Genomic DNA, 24,390 nt, shown 5'->3' with positions numbered 1-24,390 from the left:
ACTGCTCAGGGACCTTTCCCGTCGCGGCGGTGGCCGCCGTGTCCATGGTGCGGGGGAGGCTCCACGAATCCGGTGCCGATCAGATCGTGCGTGGCCGGAGCCATGGCGCCGCTCCACCAGGCGCAGGCGACCCAGGTTTCCCCTCGTGGGGGAACCGGGACGGAGACCCTGTCGGAAAGCGGGCCGCTCATCAGACGCTGGGTCTGGCCAACCACCGCGACGACCGGTCTGTCGCACGTGTTCCGGACGTAGACCGACTTCGTGCAGCCGGGTGTGAGCGCCGACGGGATCGTTTCGAGTCGCACGCAGGCGCGCGCCGCGGCACTGTCGGCGACCGGCGGTGTCCCTGAGCCCGGAGGCTCCGTCGCGATCCCCGGGCTCGGGGATGCCGGCGTTTCAGGGACCGGCTTGGCCGGCGCCACCTCCGTCTTCGCCGCACCGCCACCCTCCGTCTCGGATTTCGGGTCCGTCAGATCCACGTGCACGGAGGAGATGTCGGTCTGGAAATCGAAAGCCCGCCCTTCCGAGCGGAGCGCGTACGACGGCGTGGCGAGCGCCGAGCGCTGGTCGATCAGGATGACGTTGCCCCGATCTTCGCTCTTGACCCGCTTCACCTCGCTCCGCATCAGGAGGATCGCCGATCGCGACCGAACGTCGACCAGGACGTACTTCGAATCGAAGGGAAGCTCCACGAGATAGATGCCGGGAGCATCGGTCGCCAGAAGCCTACCGTCCGTCTGCGCATTCCCGTTCACTTCGATCCGGGCATGTTCGTAGGCGCGAAACTTCCAGTTGGCCGCGGCGGTCGGAGACGCAAGGAGCGCGGCGCAGACAAGGATCATGAGGGCGGGCCAGGGGTGGGGAAGGCGCCGTTCGGCCATCATGGAGTTCCCTCACGCCAACAATGGAACCATGATAGCAGGTGCCGCCGCTCCTGGCATCTATCGGGGCCCCTTCTTCGATTGCCTGAGAAAGGCTTGATCGCCGATACTCGCGCCTGAAGCGGGAGCCGCCACGTGCCCTACCCCGATCAAAGCCTCGCCGGACGACTGTTGAAGAACGACCCCGAGGCGCTGGAGCAGGCGATCCGGTGGATAGCGGCCACGCTGACGTCGTCGCGCTTCTGGTCCCTTCGGGGAGAATGGTCCGACCTGATGCAGGAGAGTCTGGCGCGCGTGGTGGAGAGTCTTCGACTCGAGCGGTTCGACGCGGCCCGCGATTTCCGGGTCTACGTGCAGGGGGTCGCGCGCTTCGTGTGCCTGCAGAGTCTCGACCGGAGGGCGCAGCAGCGGCCATCCGCGAACCCCGGCGCAGCGGCGGATGAAACCGCAGTCAACCCGGAGGCGGCGGTGATCGACCGCCAGCTCGCGCGCCTGGTGCTGGACTCCGCTTCGGAGGACTGCCGCGAGCTGTTCCGCCTCTATTTTTTCGAGGCGCGCAGTTATGAGGAAATAGCGCAGGGGCTTGGTGTGCCGGTCGGGACGGTCAAGTCCCGCCTCTTCCGGTGCCTGGAGGGCGCGCATCGGAGCATTCTCTCGAGCCCGCTACGAAAGCGGCATCGGGGACGCCCATGACGTGGGCGTCGCCGCGAAAGGGAACTGGACCGGAGGCGGCCCGAATATAGAGCGAGAGGCGAGAAGCATGAGCAGTCATGAGGAGATCCAGCTCGAGCTTGCGGCCTACGCCGCTTCACGGCTCGAACCGGACGCCGGCCGGAGGGTCGAAGAGCATCTCGGCGGCTGTCAGGATTGTCGGGAGATGCTCGAGACCTTCATGCCGCTCGCGAGGGCGTTGCGCGAGGGGGGAGAGGCCCTGTTCGAGCCGCATCCCTCGGAATCGACTCTCCGGCGGTACGCCCGGGCAGGCAAGGCTTCCGGAATGGAAGGCGTGGCGCGTCACCTCGATGTCTGCGCATCCTGCTCGCTCCACGTCGGAGCGTGGAGGAGGCAGGCGGACACGACCGCCCCGCTTACGCGCTGGGCCTCGATCGCTCTCGCCACGGCGGCCGGGCTCGCGGTCGGCGCCGGGCTCTCGGCATGGATCGGCGCGGGGAGAGCGCCGGGGCCATCTCGACCGTCGTTGGAGACCCCGCCTGGCCCTGCGGAAGCGTCGGCCGGGCCCCTCCTCGTCCTGCCGCGCGCTCTCAGGGGGGAGGAGACGTCGGTGACGTATGCGCTCGATCCGGGCCGGACGTTCCTGGTCGTCGCCTGCCCGGCGTCCATCCCGGACAGCGCGCCGCCCGAGAGGCTGTTTCGATATGAGATTCGACGGGAGGGCGCGGGAGCGGTGTGGTCCAGGATCATGAGCGCGGCCGACGTGCGCAGGCACCTGGGGGAGGGCGCGGAGCTCGTGACGCTGCTCGTGCCCAACGCTTCGTTGACGCCCGGTCGGTACGAATTCAGGCTCGCGCCGGCCGAAAGCCCCGAGGAATCGTCCTATCGCTCCGCCCTTGTCCTGACGGAACCCAGATAGATCAAGGCATCGGTCACCGCCAGTCTCCTGCAGCGACAAACGCGCCCCAGAAGAAGGGGTCCGTGCTCAGCCCTTTCGCGCGCCGGGCGTTCAGGACTGCGACGCTGGCGTCGCGCACGGCCTCGGAGGTCGACAGGCCGCCCAGCCGCCGCTCGTACAGATGCCGCATCCACTCCTTGGTGACGTCGTCCTCGACTTTCCAGAGGCTGGTGATGAGCGTCCTGACTCCGGCGACCTGAAAGGCGCGTCGGAGCCCGAGCACTCCTTCTCCGCTCTGGATACGCCCGATGCCGCTCTCGCACGCCGACAGGACGACCCAGTCGACCCCCCCGAGGTCGAGGGCCGCGATCTCCTCGGAGGTCAGAATGCCGTCTTCGGATTCGGGAGATGCCTCTCGTCGGCGGTTGGCTCCGGCCAGCGCCAGGCCTGAGAGCAGGAGCGGCCCGTCCACGGCGGAGCCGGAGCGCAGGGAAGAAGGGCACCGATCGTCCACGAAAAAGCCGTGAGTCGCGAGATGCAATATGCGGTGTCCGGGTGCGACGCTCTTGACCGCCGCTTCGCTGGCTTCGGCGGCCGTCAGCGCGATCACGTCCGACATGGCCGGATTGGAGCCCGACGCTTCTGCCGCGAGCAGCGACCGGATCTCGTCGACCTCCTTGATCGAAGCGGGCAGAGGATCGAATCGCATGGTCCCGAAGTCGCTGCAGGACGCGGCGCCGCCCCGGTAGCGGACGACTCCGGTCGGCGCAGGCGTCTCGTGCCCCCTGTCGAAGTCCGGGCCTCCGACCAGGAGGATGCCGCTCCCGCGGGCCGATTGCGCCTGTCCGAGGTCCGGCAGATCGCGCTCCGCCGAGAGGTAGTGAAATCGCGGGCCGTCGTCGACGAGAAACCGATCCGGGCCGGCCGGGAGGGTCGCGAGATTGAGAAGGTTGACGGCCCCGTCGGGCACGACGAGGACCTGAGCGCAGTCTTGCAGGGCCCTGGCCACGGGGCCCCACAGGCGCGAGCGCAGACGACCGCCGATCTCCCGCAATTCCCTTTCATGCCGTTCCCTGTCCAGCGCCAGGGAAGCGGAGGGCGAAGTCGATACCTGTCTCCAATCCTCGACGAGCCGATCGATCTCCGCGGCGCCGCCGATGGGGATGGAAAGCGGATGCTCGATTCTGGGCCCGAGGATGAAGGCCAGGTAAGCCGGCACGGCCGCGGGCGGGTTCTTGCCCGGTTCGCTCCGCTTGTACAGCACGTAGGCGACGAGCGCCGTCGTCCGCGGAAGCGATCGTTTGAGCGCTGCGAACGTCGCATCGCCCTGCTCCAGGCGCCTCCTGAACGACGCGTTCTTGTCCGCGAGCCGCCTCTCGAGATCCTCCTTCTCCTCGCCGGCCCGCGTCAGCTCCGGGAGATAACGGTCCGGACGAGCGGGATCGGGACCTCGCACGACGAGCGCGGCGAGCCGGTGCGTCGCCGCCACGAGATCGCGCAGCAGAGCGGCCACCACGGGATCGTCCTGTCCCCCCGCCGTCCGATGCATGCTCGCCATTCGGTCCAGCACCAGGGCGCGGGATCGAACCACGGCCATCCACGCGCGCTCGACCGCGTTGTCCGGCAGATCGCGGGCCCGCTTCGAAGCCAGGATCGACAGCACCGTATCGAGGCCCGAGCTGCGCACCTTCTCGTAGTCCAGAGCCTCCCGCTCTGACAGGCCGCCGAGGGCGCGGCCGAACTGGGATCGCAGGATCGCCTCGGCCTGGAGCGAATTCTCGAAGGCGGTTTGGGCTTTGCCCTGGGCCCATTGGACCCTGGCCAGCCCGCTCAGATCCTCGGCCATCAGAGGATGCGAGGCTCCGAGCCTGGAGCGCCGGATGTCGAGGGCCTGCAGGAACAGGCTCTCCGCGGGCGCGTACTCTCCCTGCAGGCGACGCAGGCGGGCGAGCCCGTCGAGGCTCGTGGCCACGTCCGGGTGTGCCTTGCCATAGATCGCTTCGAGGATGGCCCGGGCGCGAGCCAGGTGCCGCTGCGCGGCGGCGAGATCGCCGAGCTGCAATTCCACATCGGCGAGCCGGTTCAGACTCCGTCCCAGGTCGGCGTGGTCGGGACCGAGCACGCGCTCCTGGTTCGCGACGGTGATCTCCATGAGCCGCTTCGCTTCCGCGCCCTCTCCCATGCCGGCGAGCAGGGAGGCCAGATCGCCGCGCACCTGCGAGACTCGACTGTGGTCGCTTCCGAGGGCCCGTTCCAGGATCGCCAGCGCCCGCTCCTGGAGAGGACGCGCGTCCGCGGGGCGTCCCGTGCTCGCCAGGACGACTGCCAGCCGGTCGAGGCTTTCGGCGAACTCGGGGTGATCCGGCCCCAGGGTCTTCTCCTGCATCGCCAGCGCCTGCTCGCAGGAGGCGCGCGCCGCGTCGAACTCGCCCAGGCGGGTGAGCGCCATCCCGAGGCCGAACAGCGCGACGGCGATCGAGGGATGGCCGGGGGGCAGGATCTGCCTGCGGATCTCGAGAGATCGCTCGAAATCCTCCGTGGAGGTCGCGTAATCTCCGAGCTGCTCGTTCAGGAACCCGAGGTTGTAGAGCACATTGCTGAAGAATTCGTCCCGCGCACCCAGCTCCTCGCAGATGGAGGAGGCGCGCTCCAGCGCCGCCTTAGCCGCGGAGAAGTTCCCCGACATGCCTTCCGGAGCGGCCAGATTGCTGAGCGTCTGCGCGACCTCGATGCTGCGGGGACCGAAGATCTTCTCCCGGAGCGCCAGGACGCGGTACGAAAGAGCCTTGGCTCCTTCCACGTCGTCGTTTCGCCTGAGCACGATGGCGAGGGCGGTGAGACTCGTGGCGTATTTCGGGTGCTCCACGCCGTAGATCCTGCGGCAGAGCTCGACGCTGCGCTCGGCCGCCTCGCGCGTTCCGGGGGCCCGCTCCTTGCCGCCTCTCCAGAGAGCCTCGACCATCACCAGCATCGCTTCCGCGACGTTCGTCGTCTCTCCGCGTCCGGCCTGCTGCTCCTGCTCGATGTACCGGCGCGCCAGCGTCTCGCCCTGCGCGTAGGCGCCGTCGGCCACCAGCCGTCGCATCGTCTCGAGGGAGTCGTCCTCCGCGCCTCGAGACAGGCCGGCGGTCAGGGTGAGCGCCGGCAGCAGGAATGCGACGACCAGCCCGCGTGGATGCAATCTCGACTCCACCGTTGTGTGAGATCAGGACAATAGTACAACGCTCGCCTGAACAAGGCCGCAGGCTTCGCGAGGATCTCGGCAAATATTTTCCGGAACCAGGACGAGGCGAAACCGAAGGATCAGAAGGATTCGTGACAACCGCCAGTCCATCAACGAGACGGTCCGCAAGGGGGAGGTCGACGATGCGAACACGTATCGCGCCGATGCTGATCATCGCCGCAGCGCTGCTGCTCCCGTCCTTCGAAACAGGGGCGAAGACGCCAAAGGCCTCACGCGCGAGCCAGTCGTCCAAGCTCATCTACGTCAACACCTACCGCTTCGATCCTCTGATCGGCCTGCCCGACCTGCCGGCGGGGCTGCGTTACGCGCCGCCGTCGCCGCAGGAGCGGATCGCCTACATCGTCCAGTTCAAGACGTCGATCACAGGCTCGATGAGGCAGGAACTGGAAGGCCTGGGCATCCGCGTGCTCGGGTACATCCCCGTCGATGCCTATCTCGTGGAGGCGAACGCGCTCCAGGTCGACGACGCCAGGGAGCTCGCCTCGGTCCGCTGGGCCGGGCTCCTGGAGCCGGCGTTCAAGCTCTCGCCTAATCTGGCGGTCGAGTTCGATCAGGTGATCAACAGGATGTCCGAGGAGGTCCAGAGTCCCGAAGACCGCGCGGTCGGAAAACGACCGGAGAAGGTGGACTCGACGCTGGTTCTGCCGGTGCGTCTGCGCGTCCTGGGGCGGGGCAAGGCGCAGGACGTCGCCAGATTCCTGAAGGGCAATGACGCCACCGAGGTGACCGAGCCCCGGCACGAGGGTGGCACGGTGGGGGGCAAGGTGCCCCGCGGCCTGCTCCATCGCCTGGCGCAACAAGCGGGGGTGATCTGGATCGAGCGGGAACTGCCCGTCTCTTTCGCGAACGACCGGGCGGCCTGGGTCGTACAGAGCAACGATATCCCGACCAAGCAGAGGACCGAGCACCTGCGCGGGCTCTCTGGCCTCGGCCAGACGATCACGGTCGGCGACTCCGGGATCGACTGGGACCACGACGCCTTCGTCGATTTTCTCGGGGATGGCACCCACGAGCCACCCGGCGCGGGCCATCGCAAGGTGACGGCCTATTACGTGCCGGGGGACGCGGGGGGGGACTGTCACGAGAATCCCGACCCGGACGACCCTAATGCTCCGCCCGATACTCCGGAGCCGATCCAGCATGGCACGCACGTCGCGGGCACGGCGGCCGGCGACGATGCGACCTGGGGTGTGTTCGACGGCAACGGGATCATGGAATCGGATCCGATCGAAACCCCCGGCCCTCATGACGGAATCGCCTACCGGGCGCAGCTCCAGGTCCAGGATCTGTCGCGATTCAGCATCGGGATCCACCCTCCCAGCGACCTTCATGATCTTTTCCTCACGGCCGTGGACCCGAGCCTGCGGACGCAGGACCTCGGCGAGCCGGCTTGCCTTCCCGTGACGCCGCCCGCGCCGGCCTCCTTCATCCACACCAACAGCTGGGGCGCATTCACGGATCCGAGCTACACGACCAAATCCCGCGAGATCGACGACTCCATGTGGGACAACCCGGATCTCCTCGTGCTCTTCGCGGCCGGCAATCGCGGCTACTTCGACGCGGATTACTCCATCGGACCGCAGGCCTCCGCCAAGAACAGCCTGACCGTCGGTGCGTCGGGAAACGGGGAGGATGCGAACGACTTCGCGACCGATCCGATCTCCGGAACCCGCCACTTCAGCTCGCGCGGACCGACCTGCGACGGCCGGATCAAGCCGGACGTCATGGCGCCGGGACGATCCCTCTGGTCGGCCGCAGGCTGTGACCCCCCGAGATTCGGGAGGTGCGAGATCATCGGCAGAGACTGCGACACCTCCCAGGACTGCCGTGAGACGTGCAATATTGACGGCTGCGAGGTCAGCGGCGGCACCTGTGACGCCCAGCATCCGTGTCCGTTGCTGGCCTGCCTCCCGCAGCACGATCATTGCGGAGGCTACCGCCGGCTCACCGGCACCAGCATGGCCACCCCCGTGGCCGCGGGGGCCGCCGCCCTCGTCCGGGAGTACTACATGGGCGGCTACTACCCGGGCGGCGTGCTGACCCCCTCGGGCGCGTTGGTCAAGGCGACCCTGATCAACGGAGCGGTGGAGATGACCGGCGCGGGGGCCTACGAGAACGGCGAGACCTTCTTCCCCAACAACCAGCAGGGCTGGGGACGGATCAATCTGGATCAATCGCTCAAGTTCCAGGGCGAGGCGCAGCTCCTGGAGGTGCACGACGAGAGGGTCGGCGTGACGGACCACGTGACGATGGGCTATGCGTTCAACGTCACGCCGACGTGCGGACCGCTCGAGGCCACGCTCGTCTGGACCGACCCGGAGCCCGGCCTTGAAATCAATTGCAACCCCGACGTCACCCAGCTCACGGCCCCGACGCTGGTCAACAATCTCGACCTGGTCGTCCGATCGCCCCAGGGTACGGTCTATTGGGGCAACGTCTTTTCCCGGACCGCCAGCCCCGGGTTGGCTCATTCGGTGGCCGACCCGGAGACCGACCCGAACCTCCAGCCGGACGCTCGCAACAACGTCGAAGGGGTCATCGTCCTCGGGCCCCTGACGCTTGGCACCTGGAACGTCGAGGTCACCGGCACACACATCGGCTTCGGAGACTCCAACCCGATGCGTCAACCCTTCGCCCTGGTGATCAACTGCGCCGACGAGGACAACGATGACGACGACGACGGCGACCCGGACGATCTCGACTGCGCGCCCTTCGATCCGACGATCCACCACGGCGCCGCCGAGCTGTGCAACGGGAAGGACGAAGACTGCGACGGCAGCGTGGACGAAGGGTTCCCCGACCTCGATGGCGACGGGATCAAGAACTGCGTCGACTGCGACGCGGACGGCGACGGCGTGCTCTGCAACCCCGACTGCCAGGACCTCGGCTCCTGCCCTCTGGACTGCCAGGACCTCAACCCGTCCATTCCGGCTCCGGAGGACGTCACGAACCTGCCGGCGTGCCGCGATCAGATCGACAACGACTGCGACGGCCTCATCGATCTGGATTGCGCCGTCAACCCCACGGCCTATGCCCCGTTCCTGCAGACACTGGTCAGCGGGCCGTTGAGCAACATCGACGCGACCTCCTCTCCCAACAACGTCTACCAGACGCTGACCGAGGGGGGCTCGAAGAGCAGCAAGCGGATGAAGGTGATCTACACCTTCCCCGGCGTGAACAATCTGGAATACACCGTGAACTTCGAAGGATTCAAGAACAACACGTCGGAGGTCTTCTCGATCGGCTATGCCAACAGCGCCGCCTGCGGCACGACCGAGACCTACACCAGCACGCCGGTGTCCGTCAGCAAGGTCGGATCCGACCTGGACACGCTGCAGACCGCTTCGGTGGGGACGGTGACCAACAGCAGCCCGTTCCTCTGCATCAAGATCGAGGACCAGGCCGGAGACAACCAGGCCGACACGGTCTCCATCGACCGCCTGTTCCTGACGCCGGCTTCCCTGACGAATTGCGCCGACGCGGACCACGACGGCTACACGGCGAGCTGCTCGGGATGCTTCAACCGCTACTGCCCGGTGGTGGACTGCGACGATGCCGACGGGCAGGAAAGCCCGGGTCTGACCGAAGGGCCGCCGGGCAACGCCAACTGCTCCGACGGCAAGGACAACAACTGCAACGGGCTCGCGGACCTGGACGATCGCGAATCGTGCCGGGTGGCGCCTCCGGACGTGACGACCTCCGGGCAGATCCTCGGCACCGGCACCGTGACCGGGTCGTACGTCCTGACCCAGGTTTCGGACGATGCCTGGCAGACTCTGAAGGAGGCGAAGGTCAGCAACATGTCCAGGCTCGTTCACACCTGGATCTTCGACAACGTGCCGGCCGGCTACGCCCACAAGCTCTCTATCGAGGCTCAGAAACTGGCGGCAGGGGACGACGATTTCCTCTTCTATTATTCGACCGACAACGTGACCTACAGCCCGGCCATTCCGGGATCGACGGTCACGCAGGTCGGCTCGGATCAAGTGCTGCAGCCGGTGTTCGGATCCGGGGCCCTGAGCGGACGGATCTACATCCAGGTGCGCGACAGCAATCCGAGCAACTCGGGCAGCAGCCTCGACACGCTGAAGGTCGACAGGCTGGCCATCAAGACCGTGCCCTGAGCCGGAACCGCGGCCGGGCGGCGTCGCCGGCGAAAGAGGGCGAATTGTGGTTGCGCGGGGCGGATCGTGAGGGAGTTTGATCCCATCGACCTTCGGGCCCCGCCGGGCCCGCCTCCTTCGACCCATGGAGTTGGGATATGGCCGTCTGCCTGCATCGACCTTCGCTCTGTGGGGCGCCGTGTCCTTCGCGGCGTCCGATGCCGCGGCTCGCGATCTCACCATCGCCGATCGCATCGAAGCCCAGGGGGCGATCGAACGCGCTACTTTGCGCACCAGATCGCCGAGACGCGCCGATTCGAGGAGGCGCGCGATCTCCTCCAGAGGAAGGTCCGCGATTACCTGAAGAAGACCGGCCCTGGATCGGTTCTGGAACAACCGGGTCACCGCCGACATGCTGCAGGAAATGGGGCGCATGGCACGGCGGACGATGATTTCGGAGCGCCTGAGGGAGGTATGCGCCGCCCTGGGTAACGACTCCTTCCGGATCCAGGAGTGCCTCGCCCGGCCGGCGCTGGTCGATCGGCTGGCGCGGAATCTCTTCGATGCCGATCGGGCGCGTCGTTGTTGACTTGGACGTTGGCGGGAAACGCGGGCGCCGGCGGCGCGGCGGAAACGAATCCTGCGAGGACGAGCCGTGCTGACGGTCAACGACAATCGGGCGCGACACGACCAACGAGACGATCAGGGAGGAGACGAAAGGTCGCCCCGCCATAGACGACGATGTCCTTGCCCGCCTGCTCCTTGAGCCGCCTGACCGCCTGGGGCAGGGGGCCGCCCTCGACACGCACGTTACGCCCCTCGACACGGGTCAGCGTCTTGCTGAAGACGATCTTGGGCATGTCGACCATCTTCCGGCCGAAGGCATACTCGGGGCTGGACGGCTTGGCGACCACCCCCTCCCAGTACTTGACGAACCCCTCGGTCATCTTCCGGCCGAGCAGGATGGTGTCGCTGGTGTCGGTCAGATGGTTGATGAAGCCCACGAGCTTCTCGTCCATGTCCCAGGTCATCCAGTCCAGCTGCCCTTCCGGGCCCGCGACAAAACCGTCCACGGTGATCTGCATCTGAAGCTTGAGCTTTCTCATGATTCCTCCGTTGGCGATGACTCGGGCGGGACTCTGAAATCTGAAGCCGTTTCGGCGAAGCCGGGTGGAGGCGTCAGTCCGGCATCACGCCAAGACACGATCCGGCCATGGTGACGGTGTTCCAGACGTCGGTCGGGTCCTTCGCGATCGACTGCTTGAACGTCGCTTTAGCGAGAGAACGCTTCCCATTCAGATTGAGCATCCGTCAATGACTGCCCTCCATCAGGGCTGACGGCCCGGCGCGGGCGGGCCGGCCGCATCGCCGCCTGCGCGCGCCAGCTCCGCGCGGTCCTCGTCGCTCAGGTCCGGGCTGAAGTGAAGCAGGGGAGCCAGGATGTCGGCCCCCTCGAAGTAGGCCGCGCGGCAGGAGAGATGCACGAAGCCGGCGGGATTGAAGCGGCCTTCCTCGTAGAACACGAGGCGGATGCGCCAGGCGCCGCGGGGGATCGGCTCGTGGCAGTTGCGGCACCTGGCCTGGCTGGTCGGGGCGCGCTCGGCGCCGTCGATGCGGGGGAGGCGGCGGTGGGCCGAGACACTGTGGGCCGCGCGCTCGAGCGCTTCAGGATCGGGCACGCTTCCGGGCGACTGAAGGACGGTGTCGAGCAGCGCCTCCGGTCGCTTGTAGGCGGCGCAGAGGGGATGGAACCAGAGCGTGGTCTCCCCCTCGGCGAAGGGGTTCGGGATCCGCTCGCCGAAGCGCAGCTCCCCCTTTGCGATGGGCCGTCCGCAGCCGCGGCACTTGGCGCGACCGGTCGGGGCAGGCTCGAAGAGATGGGGCATCAGCGGCGGACCTCCTCGCCCTTCAGCTCCTGCGCCAGCTCGAGATAGCGGCAGCAGGCGTTGGCGAGCTGCATCTCCTTAGGAGTCTTGCACTCGGGCTCGAACAACCGCGGGTTTCCGGCGACGACACAGGCGCAGCGGGCGCGGGACGTGGCGACGTTGAAGCGGTTGAGGCTGTAGAGGAACTCCATGCCGCGCGGGGCGTCGGCGGGGGTCGACGTCGTCATGGAATAGATGACCACCGGCGCCTCCTGCCCCTGGAACCGGTCGACGGTGCCGACCCGCGCGTCCCGCGGCAGGCGGGCGCTCAGGTCGGCGACCTGGGCATTGTAAGGGGCGATGACCAGGATGTCCTCGAGCCGCAGGGGATGCTCGGTCCCGTCCTGCTTCCGCCAGCGCACGTCGCGGGCGGTCAGGCGCTCGACGAGCGCGGCGACGGCGGTCACCTCCTCGGGGCTCGAGCTCTGGTTGCCGTCGTGCGCGACGGGAAGGAACCAGAGGCCGGCGCCGGCGATCGGCACCGGGCCCAGGATGGACTGGCGCTCGAGGCCCGCGTGCGGCTTCAGGCGGCCGTCGTAGAACAGCTCCGACGTGAGGGCGCAGATCGAGGGGTGCAGGCGCCAGGTCTCTTCGAGGAAGAGGCCGCGGTCCTCGGAGATCGTCTTCTTGCCCTGGAGCAGGTGCTCGAGGGCGGAGACGTCGGTTCCTTCGGGGTGAGTGCCCTGGAGCGGCTGGTCGAGCTGGCGGGGATCGCCCAGCAGGACCAGGGAGCCGGCGCACTGGGCGATCGCCAGGACGTTGGCGAGGGACATCTGGCCGGCCTCGTCGACGAACAGGATGTCCACGGTCTCGAAGAACTCCTCGCGCGACCAGAGCCAGGCGGTCCCGCCGAGCGCCCGGGCTGCGCCCGTGCTCACGGCGCGCAGGGCGCGGGCGTTGTCGGTGACCTCGGCGATGTCGCCGGCGGGTCCACGGGTCATCTGCGGCACCTTGTGATAGCAGCGCGGCGAGACGCCTGCCTCCTTCCCGGCCCGAACGACCTCGTCGAGCAGGTTGCGGATCACCTTGTGGCTCGTGGCGCAGACGCCGACCTTCTTTCCGGCCCGCACGAGATCGCAGATCATCCGGGCCCCCGTGTACGTCTTGCCGGTCCCGGGAGGCCCCTGAATCGCGAGCGTGCCGTGCCCGAGCCTCGCGACGAGCCGGCGCGCCGCGCCGATGCCGGTCTCGTCCGCGCGGCGCAGGGAACCGCCCGCATGGCCGACGATCCGCGGCGGGCGCCCCAGCAGGAGATCGCGCGCGGCGCGATGCGGGCCGGTGGCGTCGATGCCGTTCTCGAGGATCCACCGGCCGAGGCGGAGCAGGGAGGCGGCCTGCTCGTGCGTGCGGACGTATTCATGAGCAAAGACGCTGGCCGGATGCAGGTGGGCCGCGGCGCCGCGCTTCTTGACGTCGATGGTCCGGGCCGCCAGGTCGATCGCGACGACCTCGCCGAACTCCTGATCGTGCGGGAGCGGGACCTTCAGGGTGTCCCCCTCGCGGATGCTGGTCTCCTGCAGCGGGAAGCGGTACCGGTTCGCCGCTCCACCCTCGCCCACGACGCGCCCGACGTACTCGAGCCCCGAGATCGCCGCCTTCTCGTCGAGCAGGGCCTCGTCGGACAGCTCGCGCAGGCGGAAGAACTCCCACCAGGTCGCCTTGTCCTCGCGCCGGTGCCACTCGAGCATGTAGGCCAGGAGCCACCGCGCCTGCTGCTCGTCGGAGCGCCCGGCACGCTCGAGCGGCACGCCTTCGAGGAGCGAGCCCATGACCTCGCGGACCTTTTGATCCCGGTCGGCGACCGCGTCGCTCGGCAGGCCCTCGCCGATCGGGGGCCGCGGGATGGGCGTCCCCTTCGCCTCCAGGCCGGCCCGCACCTCCTCGAGCCAGCGGTCCAGGCGCAGGGCGGACAGGCAGTCGTCGCGGTTGTAGGTGGCGACGACCTTCCGGACGCCGTCGCCGACCGCGTCCGGCTCTTCCAGCTCGAGGGCGCGCTGTACGATGCGCAGGTTCACGCCGGCGTCGTCGAGAGCGGCCGCGCGCTCGAAGCCGTAGAGCGCCTCGAGCTTCTTGATCGAGTACTCCTCGACGCTCGCCCGGAGCGCCTGCCTGACGACCGCGTGGAGATCGACGAACAGCCCGGCGCGCAGCATCCGGTCGACCTCGTTCTCGCGCGTCGCGTAGCGCCCCATCAGGCGCTTGATCGCCGCCGGCTCGTAGGGCGCGAAGTGGTGGATGTGGAGATCCGGATGCCGCGCCCAGCGTTCCATGACGAAGTCGATGAACGTCTCGAACGCCAGGCGCTCCGCGGCCGGATCGAGCGCCCAGAGACAACGGTACTCCGGGTTTCCCGGGCGGTCCTCGACGGCCCAGCCGAACAGGTACTCGCGCCCCGACTGGCCGACGAAGGGATCCCCTTCGAGGTCGAAGAAGACGTCCCCCGGCGAGGGGGCGGGGAGCCGCTCGAGCCCCCGTCCAGGCTGGAGCGGCAGGAGCTCGTACAGCGCCCGGCCGGCGTTCCGCCCGTCGCGCTGCACGCGGGCCTGCTCGCGCACCCGCGCGTATGATTCGACCGCCCCCCGGGTCGGCTTCCAGGCGAGCGGCAGGGGCTCCGAGGCCAGCGCCTCGAGCGTCGTCACACGGCGCACCTGGAGCTCGCGGGTCTGCAGCCTGCTGATCCCGGCCACGAAACCCAGGTGGTCGTCCTTGCGCCGCTGGGCGTCGCAGACCGGCCACCAGCGGCAGATGTCGCAGTGGGGCACAGGATCGGGGTAGGTCGAGATCGACAGGGCCGGGCGGACCGCGGCCTCGAGGCGTCGGCGCACCAGGCGGTAATAGGCCATGAAGTCGTCGACGCGATACTCATCGGGCTTGAAGTCGTCGCGCGGCGGCACGATGTACATCTTCTCCGGCCGCACGCCCTGGATGATCTCGAGCAGGTCCGAGTAGAGGCAGATCTGGAGGACCGAGCCCCCCTTGGTCTCGAGGGCCAGCTTCGTGTCCCAGACTTCGTAGGACCAGCCCCCGAGACGGCTCGCGCGCGGCACTTTGCGCAGCACGTCGGCCCGTCCAAACCAGCGCCCGTCGAGGAGCGTCGCCTGCACGATCACGTCGGCCCCCTCGCGCATCGCCGAGAGCGTCCGCTCGAAGGCCTTGTCCTCGTCGGACCCGTCGGCTGCCGGGGCCCCGGCCTCGGCCGGCCTGGCGATCCGCAGGCCCTGCCCTTCGAGGTGGCGCAGGAAGGCCTGCTCGTGCTCGTCCCCGCGCTGGCGAAGGATCGCGGCGTCGGGAGAGAACCAGTCCGGCGGTCGCCGCTCACCGCGGGCCGCCGCCAGGTTGAGCTGGCTCAGGTGATGGCAGGCGAGATGATTCGCCAGATCGGTGGCGCTGAGCCGCAGAGAGTCGCCGGCCTGTCTCATCGCCCGGACCACAGCTCGTCGAGCTGTTGAGCGAACCGCGGGGCGAGGGCTTCGTCCTCGTGCTTGAAATAGACGTAGGCGCGGGCCAGGGGCTGCGCCCTCAGGCGGTCGGCCCAGGCGCGCAGGTCGCCTTCGGTGTACTGGGTCCGCCTCAGGCGCAGGTACGCGTAATCCGAGGTGCAGACGAACGGAGACGCGCCGTCCTCGTCGTTGTCGGTGACGCAGAGTGCCGCGCCGCGCGCGCGCAGTGTCTCGTAGACCTCGTCGTCCTGCCAGGAATCGTGACGGAACTCCACCGCGACTCGCCTCTCGGGCGGCAGCGCGCCGAGAAGATCGCGCAAGCGGGGAAGGTCCTTCCTCAGGGACGGCGGCAGCTGGAAGAGGAGCATGCCGAGCCGGTCGCCGAGGACGGCGGCGCGCCGGGTGAACTCGGCCACGTCGGATTCGACCCCCTTCAGGCGCTTCATGTGGGTGATGCGCTGCGGCGCCTTGAGCGTGAAGGCGAACGTCTTGGGCACCTCCTGGGCCCAGCGTTCGAGGAGAGTCGGGTCCGGCATCCGGTAGAAGGTGTTGTTGATCTCGACGGTGGGGAGGCGCTCGGCGTAGAAGCGCAGCATGGCGGACGCCGGCGTCTTCTCCGGATAGAAGGGACCGACCCACTCCTTGTAGGAGTACCCGCTCGTTCCTGTGAGGATTTCCACGTGGATAGCATACCGCCGCTCCTTTCGCCTTGCATTTCAGGTTGACAGGTCCCCGGAGGCGGGACATATAAAGGATAAGGCGAGACCGCGCTCCATCCGAAGGGAGGCCTTGAATGAAGACTCGCCGCCTCGTGGTCTGCCTGACCATCCTCGTCGCGCTGTCAACGGTATCGGCCGTCCCCCGCAGGGCCGATTTGACCTTCGCCGAGCGCCTCGCCGCGCAACGCATCGTGGAGAGCGTCTACTACTCGCACCAGATCGGCGCGAGCCGCCCCTTCGCCGAGGCAGTGCCCGACGTCCTGCTCGAGTCCAAAGTGAGACGAACTCTCAAGCTGTCGCTCGCCCTCGAGAGGTTCTGGAACACGCCCGTGACGGCGGAGATGCTGCACGACGAAGCGGAGCGCATCGCCCGTGACAGCCGGCTGCCCGGCCGCCTCGGCGAGATCTACGCCGCGCTCGGCTCCAATCCTGTGCTGTTCCAGGAGACGGTGGCCCGCGCGACGCTCGTGGAGCGTTTGTCGCGGGGCCTCTACGAGCAGGATCGACGCTTCCGCGATGCGCGCGCCGACAGGAAGCCAGGCTGGGACGAGTGGTGGAGCGGTGTCGCCGATCAGCTCGATGATCGATCCGTGGGCACCACGGCGGAATCGTGCGCGCTCGCGATGCCGCAGCCCGACTCCGTCGGGACGACATGTCTTTCGGACGATTCCTGGGCCAACGGCTCGCTGGCGAACTCGACGCCGGACCCGCGGACGCGCCCCGCGGCGGTCTGGACAGGCAGCCAGATGATCGTCTGGGGCGGCGGCGGGGGGTCGGGTGTGGCCACAGGATCCCGCTACGACCCGACGACCGATATCTGGCTTCCGACGACGACCCAGGGGGCGCCTCACGCCCGCACCGGGCACACGGCGGTCTGGACCGGCGGCGCGATGATCGTCTGGGGAGGAGCGACGACAGGCACCTGCGGTTGTCCTACCTGCGAGCTGGGGGATGGCGCGCGGTACGACCCGGTCGCGGACACCTGGGCGCCGATCTCCGGCCTCGGCGCACCGTCCCGCCGGCACGACCACACGGCTGTCTGGACCGGCAGCGAGATGATCATCTGGGGCGGATACTCGGTGATCCTCAGCGGATTCAGCTGCCAGAACATTACCACGACGTATTACAACAACGGGGCGCGCTACAACCCGAGCACCGACACGTGGACCCCCACATCGATGATCGGCGCCCCGACGATCCGGAGCGAGCACACCGCGGTCTGGACCGGCTCCTCCATGATCGTTTGGGGCGGCGCCGGCACCAACACCGGTGGCCGCTACGACCCCGTCAGCGATGCCTGGACCCCGACATCGACCCTCAACGCCCCGACGCCGCGCCGGTCCTTCCACAGCGCCGTCTGGACCGGCAGCGAGATGATCGTCTGGGGCGGATTCGATTCCAGCACGTTTCAGTACGCCGATACGGGCGGACGCTACGATCCGCAGAGTGACACTTGGACTCTCATGAGTATCTCCGGCGCGCCCGCGGGCCGGGCGCAGCACACCGCCGTGTGGACCGGTGGCCAGATGGTGGTCTGGGGCGGCTGGGACGGGACGAACAGGCTGGGCACCGGCGGTCGATACGATCCGATCGCCGACAGCTGGTCCGACACATCGAACACCAGCGCCCCCACGCCGCGCAACTATCACGCCGCCGTCTGGACCGGACAGCAGATGATCGTGTGGGGAGGGGATTCGGTTGATGGAGGAAGGTACGACCCGGCGGCCGACTCGTGGACGCCGACGTCCGCGCGATTCGTTCCGGCTGCGAGAAGCGGCCACGTGGCAGTCTGGACCGGCAGTCTGCTGATCGTCTACGGCGGCGTTCAGTCGGGAGATACAACCGGCGGACGATACGACCCGGTCGTCGACGCCTGGACGCCGACTTCGACCACCAATGCCCCTCCGACCTACGGCGGGACGACGAGCGTCTGGACGGGAAGCCGAATGATCGTCTGGGGCGGGATCTCGGGTACCACCTTCGCATCCAATCTGGGCGGTCGTTACGATCCGGTCTCCGATAGCTGGGCCCCGACGTCCACCACGGGCGCTCCGATCGGCCGCGGCTACCATTCGGCCGTCTGGACGGGATCGCGGATGATGATCTGGGGCGGCCAGGATGCCAGCCTGTTCCCCGTCAGCACGGGTGCCCAGTACGATCCTAACACCGACGTCTGGTTGCCGATGTCGACCGCCGGTGCTCCGAGCGCTCGATACCTTCACACGGCGGTCTGGACCGGCACGGAGATGATTGTCTGGGGAGGCAATCCAAATTCTACCGGGTATACGGATACGGGGGGACTCTACGACCCAGTACTGAACACCTGGAGTGCGACCTCCACGGTCAACGCACCGGCCAGTCGGATCCTCCACTCCGCCGTCTGGACGGGGGACAGGATGATCGTCTGGGGCGGCACCGGAGACGGCGCGCTTGGGTTCCCTCCCCTGAGCACGGGTGGGCAGTACGATTCACTCACCGATACATGGCAGCCGACCTCGACCGTCGGAGCACCGATTCCCCGATACAGTCACACGGCCTCATGGACGAACGCGGGGATGGTCGTCTGGGGCGGGGTCCTGCAGAATCCTCTCAAGACGAACACCGGGGGGCGCTACGACCCCGACACCGACTCCTGGCAACCGACGACCACGGCGCTTGCGCCGGAAGCCCGCTCCAGCCACTCGGCGGTGTTCACCGGCTCCGGCGTGCTGATCTGGGGCGGGTCCGGTCTCGCCGCGCTGAAGACCGGCGGTCTCTACTGCACCTGCGTGGAGGCCTCCTGCGTCGTCGACGCAGACGGAGACGGAGTCGACGATCTCCACGACAACTGCCCCTTGGTGGCGAACCCCGATCAGCTCGATACGGATCAGGATGGCGCGGGGGACGCATGCGACCCCTGCCCCACTCTTCCGGGCGTGACCGAGTGCACCGAAAAGGTCGTCGCGGCGTGCATCACTTTCACGAGCCCTTACGGCAGAGGGTCGGGAACGGTGACCTGGAGGACCAATTTCGAGACAGATCTCGAAGGCTTCAACGTCGTGACCATCGACAACCAGGGGGATCGCATCCAGTTGAACACCGGCGTGATCCCGTGCGAGGAATGCATCACGGGGAACGGGCATCTCTACCTGTCGTTCGTGCCGAAACACAAGAGCGGCCGCGATGTGTTCATCGAGATGCTCCACCTGGACGGGAGGATAGAGGCCTTCGGGCCGGCGGAGAAGGACTGCACACCCTGACGCTCGCGAAGCCGCGTGTGCGGAGAAGGCCCCCCCCACTCCTTGTAGGAATGGCCGCTCGTTCCTGCTAGCATTCGCATGCGTGAAGCCGCCCTCCACTCCCGGGACCTCGCCGCTCGACGAGTACGCCTCCAAGCGGGCTTTCGACGCCACGCCCGAGCCGCCGCCTGCGGTGGCCCAGCGGAGCGGGCCGCTCCTCTTCGTGATCCAGAAGCATGCGGCCCGGCAGCTTCATTATGACGTGCGGCTCGAGTGCGACGGCGTCCTGAAATCCTGGGCCTGCCCCAAGGGGCCGTCGCTCGACCCGGGTGAGAAGCGCCTCGCGGTCCAGGTCGAGGATCATCCCTACGATTATGCGTCGTTCGAGGGGATCATACCCCCCGGCCAGTACGGGGCGGGAGAGGTGATCGTCTGGGACTGCGGCGTCTACTCGCCGGACGAGGGGGGGACCTGGTTCGACGCCCGTGAGCAGGCGGAGAAGCGCACGAGGGAAGGGATCGGGAAGGGGAAGCTGAGCGTCACCCTGCGCGGTGAGAAGGTGAAGGGCTCGTTCGCGCTGGTGCGCACCAAGGACCCGAAGAACTGGCTGCTGATCAAGCACAGGGACAGGTTCGCCACGACGGCCGGCTCGGCTGCCGGCGACGTCACGGAACGGAACCGCTCGGTGCTCTCGGGCGCCGCGGTCGAAGAGATGAAGGTCGTGCCGGCGCACCGCATTCCGGCGACCCGGCTCGTTCCCATGGGCGACATCGAGCCGATGCCTGAGAAGCTCGAGCCGATGCACGCCGAGATCGGCGAGGCGGCGTTCAGCCATCCCGACTGGATGTGGGAGCCGAAGCTCGACGGCTACCGGGTGCTCGCCTTCCTCGACGGCAAGGAGGTGAGGCTGCGCTCGCGCCGCGGGCTGGAGCTGGCGCCGACATTTCCGGGACTGGTCGAAGAGCTGGTGAAGCAGGCGGCGGGGCGCATGATCCTGGACGGCGAGATCGTGGCGTTCGATGCCGCCGGCAGGCCCTCCTTCAACGCGCTGCAGAACCGCGCCCAGCTGAAGACCGCGGCCGAGCTGAAGGCGGCGGAGCAGAGCGTGCCGGTCGTGCTGTTTTGCTTCGATCTGCTCTATTTCGCCGGCGTCGACCTGCGCAAGGCGCCGTACCGCGATCGGCGGCGCTATCTCTCGCAGTGTCTCCTGCCCACGCCGCGCGTGCAGCTGGTGCACGCCTCCGACGACGGCATCGCCCTGCACGAAGCGGCGCTTCAGAGCGGCTTCGAAGGGGTCATCGGCAAGCGCAAGGAGAGCCGCTACGAGGCGGGCAGGCGCTCGGGGTCGTGGCTGAAGGTGAAGCCGACGCGCAGCGCGGACTTCGTCATCGGAGGCTACACGCGCGGGAAGGGATCGCGCGCGTCGCTCGGGGCGATCCTCGTCGGGTACTGGGACAAGAAGAAACTCCGCTTCGCGTCGCACGTCGGATCGGGCTTCGACGAGCGCTCCGTGGCACAGGTGAAGGCCAGGCTCGAGCCGCTCGAGCGGAAGACCTGCCCGTTCGACGAAAAGCCCGACCTGCCGAAGCCGACCACCTGGGTGGAGCCGAAGGTGGTGGCCGAGGTCAAGTTCCACTCATGGACCAAGGACGGCCACCTGCGCGCGCCGGTCTTCCTGCGCCTGCGCGACGACCTGAAGGCGAAGGACGTGAAAGCGCGGGACGTGCGAGGGGCCCGGGTGTCGGGGGCTGCGGCCTCCGGGGCGCAGGCGGGTCCCGCAGGGTCCAAGGCAGCGGGCGAGGGGGCGACGGACGAGATCGACCGGATCGTGGCGCAGCTCGCGAGCAGCAGGAAGGACTTCCCGCTCGTCGTCGGGCCGCACCGCATCCGCCTCACGCATCTCGACAAGGTCTACTGGCCCGCCGATCAGGCGCTGCAGCAGCCGGCGATGACCAAGCGCGACCTGCTGCGCTATCTGGCGCAGGTGTCGCCGCACATCCTGAGGCACCTCGCAGACCGCCCGCTGACCATGATCCGCATGCCGGAGGGGATCCAGGGGCACCGCTTCTTCCAGAAGCACTGGGACCAGGAGCGGCCGGAGTTCGTCGAGACGATCACCGTCTTCTCCGAGCACAAGGACGAGAAGCACGACTATCTCCTGTGCAACAACCTGCCGACGCTCCTGTGGCTGGCCCAGCTGGGGACGCTCGAATTCCACGTCTGGCATTCGCGCGCCAGGCCGGGGCCGGACGCCCAGGGCCGGGGCACCGAATACGCCTCGTCGCTCGAGGCCCTGGAGGCCTCGGTGCTGGACTGTCCCGACTACCTTGTTTTCGACCTCGACCCCTACATATATTCAGGCAAGGAAGCGCCCGGCGACGAGCCGGAGCTGAACACGGCGGCGTTCGAGAAGGGGAAGGAAGTGGCGTTCAGGCTGCGCGAGCTGCTTCAGAGCATGTCGCTCGAGGCGATCGTCAAGACCTCGGGGAAGACGGGGCTGCACGTCTTCGTGCCGATCCGGCGCACGCTCGGGTTCGACAAGGCCCGCGAGGTCTGCGAGCTGGTCGGGCGGCACCTGATGCGCAAGCACCCGAAGGACATCACGATGGAGTGGAGCGTGCCGAAGCGCACCGGGAAGATCTTCCTGGACTACAATATGAACGTCCGCGGCAAGACGCTGAACGTGGCCTATTCGCCACGCGGCGCCGCCGGCGCCCCGGTGTCGATGCCGCTGACGTGGGACGAGCTCGCGGGCGCGCACCCGCTCGACTTCCGGATCGCCAACGCCGCCGAGCGCCTGGCGGAAACCGGCGATCGCTGGCGGGACGCGCTGAAGAGCAAGCAGGATCTGGAGCGTCTGCTGAACCGCACGACTTGAGCCGGAGGGAAGAATGGCACCACGGGCCATCGCGTCGCTGACCGTCTCCTTTGGACTCGTTTCGATTCCGGTGAAGCTCTTCTCCGCCACGGAGGCGAGCCACGCGATCTCTTTCAATCTCCTGCACAAGGGATGCGGGTCGCGGCTGAAGCAGCAGTACCTCTGCGCCAAGGAAGAGGTGGTGGTCCCGCGCGAGGACATGGTGAAGGGGTACGAGTTCGCCAAGGACCAGTACGTGATGTTCTCTCCCGAGGAGCTGAAGGCCGTGGAGGAGGCGGGGACGCACAGCGCCGAGATCGCCGAGTTCGTCCCGATCGCCTCGATCGACCCGGTGCACTTCGACAAGGCCTATTACCTCGCGCCCGACAAGGGCGGGGCGAAGCCGTACGCGCTCTTCGCCAGGGCGCTGCGCGAGTCGAAGCGCTGCGCCATCGGACGCTGGGGGGCGCGCGGCAAGCAGTACATCGTGATGATCCGCCCGGTGGCGGACGGCCTGGTCATGCAGCAGCTGCTTTACGCCGGCGAGGTGAGGTCGCTCCAGGAGATCGAGATTCCCAAGGGCGAGGTGAAGGACGCCGAGCTCAAGCTGGCGCAGCAGCTGATCGAGCAGCAGTCGTCCGAGGCCTTCGACCCCGCCCCGTACGTCGACGAGGTGCGCACGCGCATCGAGGCGGCGATCCAGAAGAAGGTAGAGGGGCAGGAGATCACCATGGCCGAGGCGCCCGAGGGCGGCGCGCAGGTCATCGACCTCATGGAGGCGCTGCGCGCCAGCCTGGAGAAGAAGGCCTCCGCGAAGGCGCGGCAGCCCCAGGCCGAGGAACGCAAGCCGCCCAAGCGCGCCCAGGAGAGCGAGGCTCCCGCGAAGAAGACCGCCAAGAAGTAGGGGAGGGCCCGGCCCGTCATGCACCCGTACAGCGCGCGCGACGTCGAGAGGCTCGTTCACCTCCCGCGCAGCAGGATCCGATCGCTCGTCGAGGCCGGGTTCGTGTCACCCGCGCGCGGGCCGCGCAACGCCTGGCGGTTCTCGTTCCAGGATCTGATCGTCCTTCGCACGGCCCAGGCGCTCGCCGCGGCCAAAGTCCCGCTCAAACGCATCACGCGTTCGGTGAAGGAGCTGCGGCGCCGCCTTCCCGATTCCATGCCTCTTTCCGGATTGAACATCTCAGCGGAGGCCGATGGCGTCGTGGTCAGGGAAGGGGCCCGCCGCTGGCGGGCCGAGTCGGGGCAGTACCTGCTCGGCTTCGAGGGCGACGCTGCCGGAGGCTCCCTGAGCGTCCTCGAGCGGCAGGGCGCGGAGGCGCCGACGGGCGCACAAGACTGGTTCGACCGGGGAGTCGCCCTGGAGACGCAGGACCCGGAGGCCGCCGTCCAGGCGTACGAGCGCGCCATGGTGCTGGACCCCGGGCTCCTCAAGGCCTGCATCAATCTGGGATGTCTGCTCCACGAGATGGGGCGTTTCGACAGGGCCGAGGGCGTCTATCGCGACGCCATTCAGCTGAACGGCAGCGACCCGGTGCTGCTCTACGACCTGGGCGTCCTTCTCGGCGACTTGGGGCGGAAGAACGAAGCGATGGAGGCGTATCGGGCGGCGCTGCGGGAGAATCCGCGCTTTGCGGACTGTCATTTCAACCTTGCCCTGCTGTGTGAGCGACTTGGCAGACCGAAGGACGCCATCCAGCACATGGCGACGTATCTCAGGCTGACCGCGACGTCCAAGTCGGAGTAGCTGACGACCACGACCTGCCTCGACCCGGATCCCGGAGCGCCGGGTCCGGCGGAACCTGCCCCATCCTCCCCGCACGGGAAGCCCCGTCCTCCCGTGATGGTCGTGTCTCTGGCGACCGCCGTCCTCATTGCGGCCGGCACCGTGGGTTACTTGTGTTTTCGGACGGGTGCCGATCACCCGAGGCCCGGCAGCCTCCCGTCAGGATCGGGGGTCCTCGATCTGGATCTCGGGTCGGGCTCCGCTCGGGGAGTCGTCATCATCCCCGCGCCTTCTCCATCCGCCGGGCTGCAGGAAGTGAGGCTCTCCTTCCTGGTGCCGCCCAGTCCGGGCGCCATCTACGAGGTCGAGGTCCGGGGGCCCGCCGACGATGTGCTGATGAGGGTCGAGCGCGGGCCGCTTCTTCTGGACGACCTGGGAGGCGGGAGGGTCGGCATTCCGGCCTCCCGCTTCACGGAACCCGGCGACCACCGGCTCGTCCTCAGAGAGTTCGCGTCGGGCGGCGGGGTCCGGGAATATCGCTACCCCTTCCGAGTCAACCTTCCCCTCTCCCGCTGATTCGCGGCCGCGCCCGCAGCGCGCGGTGAACTCCGGCACCAGGGGCTGCTGCCCGGCGGGAGCGCTCGAGGATTGCGCCCTCCATGCCGGATCACCTGGGAGGACCATGAGTCGGACCCGTTCGCTCGTGG

Annotated in this window: 16 protein-coding genes; 9 read left to right on the top strand and 7 right to left on the bottom strand. The window is 68.1% G+C overall.

Annotation, left to right across the window (positions count from 1 at the left end):
* Positions 1–5 precede the first annotated feature (5 nt).
* Positions 6–884, bottom strand: a complete 879-nt coding sequence (locus tag VGV60_06645) for a hypothetical protein (GenBank protein HEV8700934.1) — start codon at positions 882–884, stop codon at positions 6–8.
* Positions 885–1,016: 132 nt separating this feature from the next.
* Here VGV60_06645 and VGV60_06640 point away from each other — a divergent pair, with 132 nt between their 5' ends.
* Together VGV60_06640 and VGV60_06635 are read left to right on the top strand one after the other, a co-directional pair.
* Positions 1,017–1,574 carry a sigma-70 family RNA polymerase sigma factor gene (locus VGV60_06640; GenBank protein HEV8700933.1) on the top strand — a complete coding sequence of 186 codons (558 nt, stop codon included), beginning with the start codon at positions 1,017–1,019 and terminating at the stop codon, positions 1,572–1,574.
* 67 nt (positions 1,575–1,641) lie between these two features.
* Positions 1,642–2,472, top strand: a complete 831-nt coding sequence (locus tag VGV60_06635; protein HEV8700932.1) for a zf-HC2 domain-containing protein — start codon at positions 1,642–1,644, stop codon at positions 2,470–2,472.
* A 13-nt stretch (positions 2,473–2,485) separates the two neighbouring features.
* Here the strand turns inward: VGV60_06635 and VGV60_06630 are convergent, their stop codons facing one another.
* Positions 2,486–5,632 (bottom strand): CHAT domain-containing tetratricopeptide repeat protein, encoded by a 3,147-nt coding sequence (locus tag VGV60_06630; protein ID HEV8700931.1) that lies wholly within the window; start codon positions 5,630–5,632, stop codon positions 2,486–2,488.
* Between the two features lie 185 nt (positions 5,633–5,817).
* On the opposite strand from VGV60_06630, the gene VGV60_06625 reads away from it, so the two are divergent.
* Together VGV60_06625 and VGV60_06620 are read left to right on the top strand one after the other, a co-directional pair.
* Positions 5,818–9,819 (top strand): S8 family serine peptidase, encoded by a 4,002-nt coding sequence (locus VGV60_06625; protein HEV8700930.1) that lies wholly within the window; start codon positions 5,818–5,820, stop codon positions 9,817–9,819.
* A 412-nt stretch (positions 9,820–10,231) separates the two neighbouring features.
* A complete protein-coding gene (locus VGV60_06620) occupies positions 10,232–10,387 on the top strand; it encodes a hypothetical protein (GenBank protein ID HEV8700929.1) in 156 nt (51 codons plus the stop codon).
* Between the two features lie 76 nt (positions 10,388–10,463).
* Here VGV60_06620 and VGV60_06615 read toward each other — a convergent pair whose 3' ends face one another.
* The 5 genes from VGV60_06615 to VGV60_06595 all read right to left on the bottom strand — a co-directional run bounded on the left by VGV60_06615 (position 10,464) and on the right by VGV60_06595 (position 15,843).
* Entirely contained in the window at positions 10,464–10,904 is a 441-nt protein-coding gene (locus tag VGV60_06615; GenBank protein ID HEV8700928.1) for a dihydrofolate reductase family protein, read from the bottom strand.
* A 73-nt stretch (positions 10,905–10,977) separates the two neighbouring features.
* Positions 10,978–11,106, bottom strand: a complete 129-nt coding sequence (locus VGV60_06610) for a hypothetical protein (GenBank protein HEV8700927.1) — start codon at positions 11,104–11,106, stop codon at positions 10,978–10,980.
* A 20-nt stretch (positions 11,107–11,126) separates the two neighbouring features.
* Positions 11,127–11,684, bottom strand: a complete 558-nt coding sequence (locus VGV60_06605; GenBank protein HEV8700926.1) for a PARP-type zinc finger-containing protein — start codon at positions 11,682–11,684, stop codon at positions 11,127–11,129.
* Positions 11,684–15,142 carry a TM0106 family RecB-like putative nuclease gene (locus VGV60_06600; protein ID HEV8700925.1) on the bottom strand — a complete coding sequence of 1,153 codons (3,459 nt, stop codon included), beginning with the start codon at positions 15,140–15,142 and terminating at the stop codon, positions 11,684–11,686. Before VGV60_06600 ends, VGV60_06605 begins: the two co-directional genes overlap by 1 nt.
* Positions 15,139–15,843, bottom strand: coding sequence for a DUF72 domain-containing protein (locus VGV60_06595; protein ID HEV8700924.1), 705 nt, complete (start codon positions 15,841–15,843; stop codon positions 15,139–15,141). Before VGV60_06595 ends, VGV60_06600 begins: the two co-directional genes overlap by 4 nt.
* Positions 15,844–15,956: 113 nt before the next feature.
* Here VGV60_06595 and VGV60_06590 point away from each other — a divergent pair, with 113 nt between their 5' ends.
* The 5 genes from VGV60_06590 to VGV60_06570 all read left to right on the top strand — a co-directional run bounded on the left by VGV60_06590 (position 15,957) and on the right by VGV60_06570 (position 24,259).
* Positions 15,957–19,121 carry a thrombospondin type 3 repeat-containing protein gene (locus VGV60_06590; protein ID HEV8700923.1) on the top strand — a complete coding sequence of 1,055 codons (3,165 nt, stop codon included), beginning with the start codon at positions 15,957–15,959 and terminating at the stop codon, positions 19,119–19,121.
* Positions 19,122–19,203: 82 nt separating this feature from the next.
* Positions 19,204–21,978: a non-homologous end-joining DNA ligase gene (gene ligD / locus VGV60_06585; protein ID HEV8700922.1), complete on the top strand. Its 2,775-nt coding sequence runs from the start codon at positions 19,204–19,206 to the stop codon at positions 21,976–21,978.
* A gap of 13 nt (positions 21,979–21,991) precedes the next feature.
* Positions 21,992–22,861 (top strand): Ku protein, encoded by an 870-nt coding sequence (locus VGV60_06580; protein ID HEV8700921.1) that lies wholly within the window; start codon positions 21,992–21,994, stop codon positions 22,859–22,861.
* Positions 22,862–22,879: 18 nt separating this feature from the next.
* Positions 22,880–23,704, top strand: a complete 825-nt coding sequence (locus VGV60_06575) for a tetratricopeptide repeat protein (protein HEV8700920.1) — start codon at positions 22,880–22,882, stop codon at positions 23,702–23,704.
* A 93-nt stretch (positions 23,705–23,797) separates the two neighbouring features.
* A complete protein-coding gene (locus VGV60_06570) occupies positions 23,798–24,259 on the top strand; it encodes a hypothetical protein (protein HEV8700919.1) in 462 nt (153 codons plus the stop codon).
* Positions 24,260–24,390: the final 131 nt, after the last annotated feature.

The organism is Candidatus Polarisedimenticolia bacterium (assembly GCA_036001465.1).
Taxonomy (GTDB): domain Bacteria; phylum Acidobacteriota; class Polarisedimenticolia; order Gp22-AA2; family Gp22-AA2; genus Gp22-AA3.
The sequence above is the reverse complement of the archived record's forward strand: the minus strand, read 5'-3'. Positions and strand labels throughout refer to the sequence as shown.

Excerpts from the sequence above, each read along its gene's own strand:
- VGV60_06580 (HEV8700921.1), top strand. The coding sequence starts at position 21,992 with ATGGCACCACGGGCCATCGCGTCGCTGACCGTCTCCTTTGGACTCGTT.
- VGV60_06625 (HEV8700930.1), top strand. The coding sequence starts at position 5,818 with ATGCGAACACGTATCGCGCCGATGCTGATCATCGCCGCAGCGCTGCTG.
- VGV60_06635 (HEV8700932.1), top strand. The coding sequence starts at position 1,642 with ATGAGCAGTCATGAGGAGATCCAGCTCGAGCTTGCGGCCTACGCCGCT.
- VGV60_06605 (HEV8700926.1), bottom strand. The coding sequence starts at position 11,684 with ATGCCCCATCTCTTCGAGCCTGCCCCGACCGGTCGCGCCAAGTGCCGC.
- VGV60_06615 (HEV8700928.1), bottom strand. The coding sequence starts at position 10,904 with ATGAGAAAGCTCAAGCTTCAGATGCAGATCACCGTGGACGGTTTTGTC.
- VGV60_06620 (HEV8700929.1), top strand. The coding sequence starts at position 10,232 with ATGGCACGGCGGACGATGATTTCGGAGCGCCTGAGGGAGGTATGCGCC.
- VGV60_06590 (HEV8700923.1), top strand. The coding sequence starts at position 15,957 with ATGAAGACTCGCCGCCTCGTGGTCTGCCTGACCATCCTCGTCGCGCTG.
- VGV60_06600 (HEV8700925.1), bottom strand. The coding sequence starts at position 15,142 with ATGAGACAGGCCGGCGACTCTCTGCGGCTCAGCGCCACCGATCTGGCG.
- VGV60_06575 (HEV8700920.1), top strand. The coding sequence starts at position 22,880 with ATGCACCCGTACAGCGCGCGCGACGTCGAGAGGCTCGTTCACCTCCCG.
- VGV60_06610 (HEV8700927.1), bottom strand. The coding sequence starts at position 11,106 with ATGCTCAATCTGAATGGGAAGCGTTCTCTCGCTAAAGCGACGTTCAAG.
- VGV60_06645 (HEV8700934.1), bottom strand. The coding sequence starts at position 884 with ATGATGGCCGAACGGCGCCTTCCCCACCCCTGGCCCGCCCTCATGATC.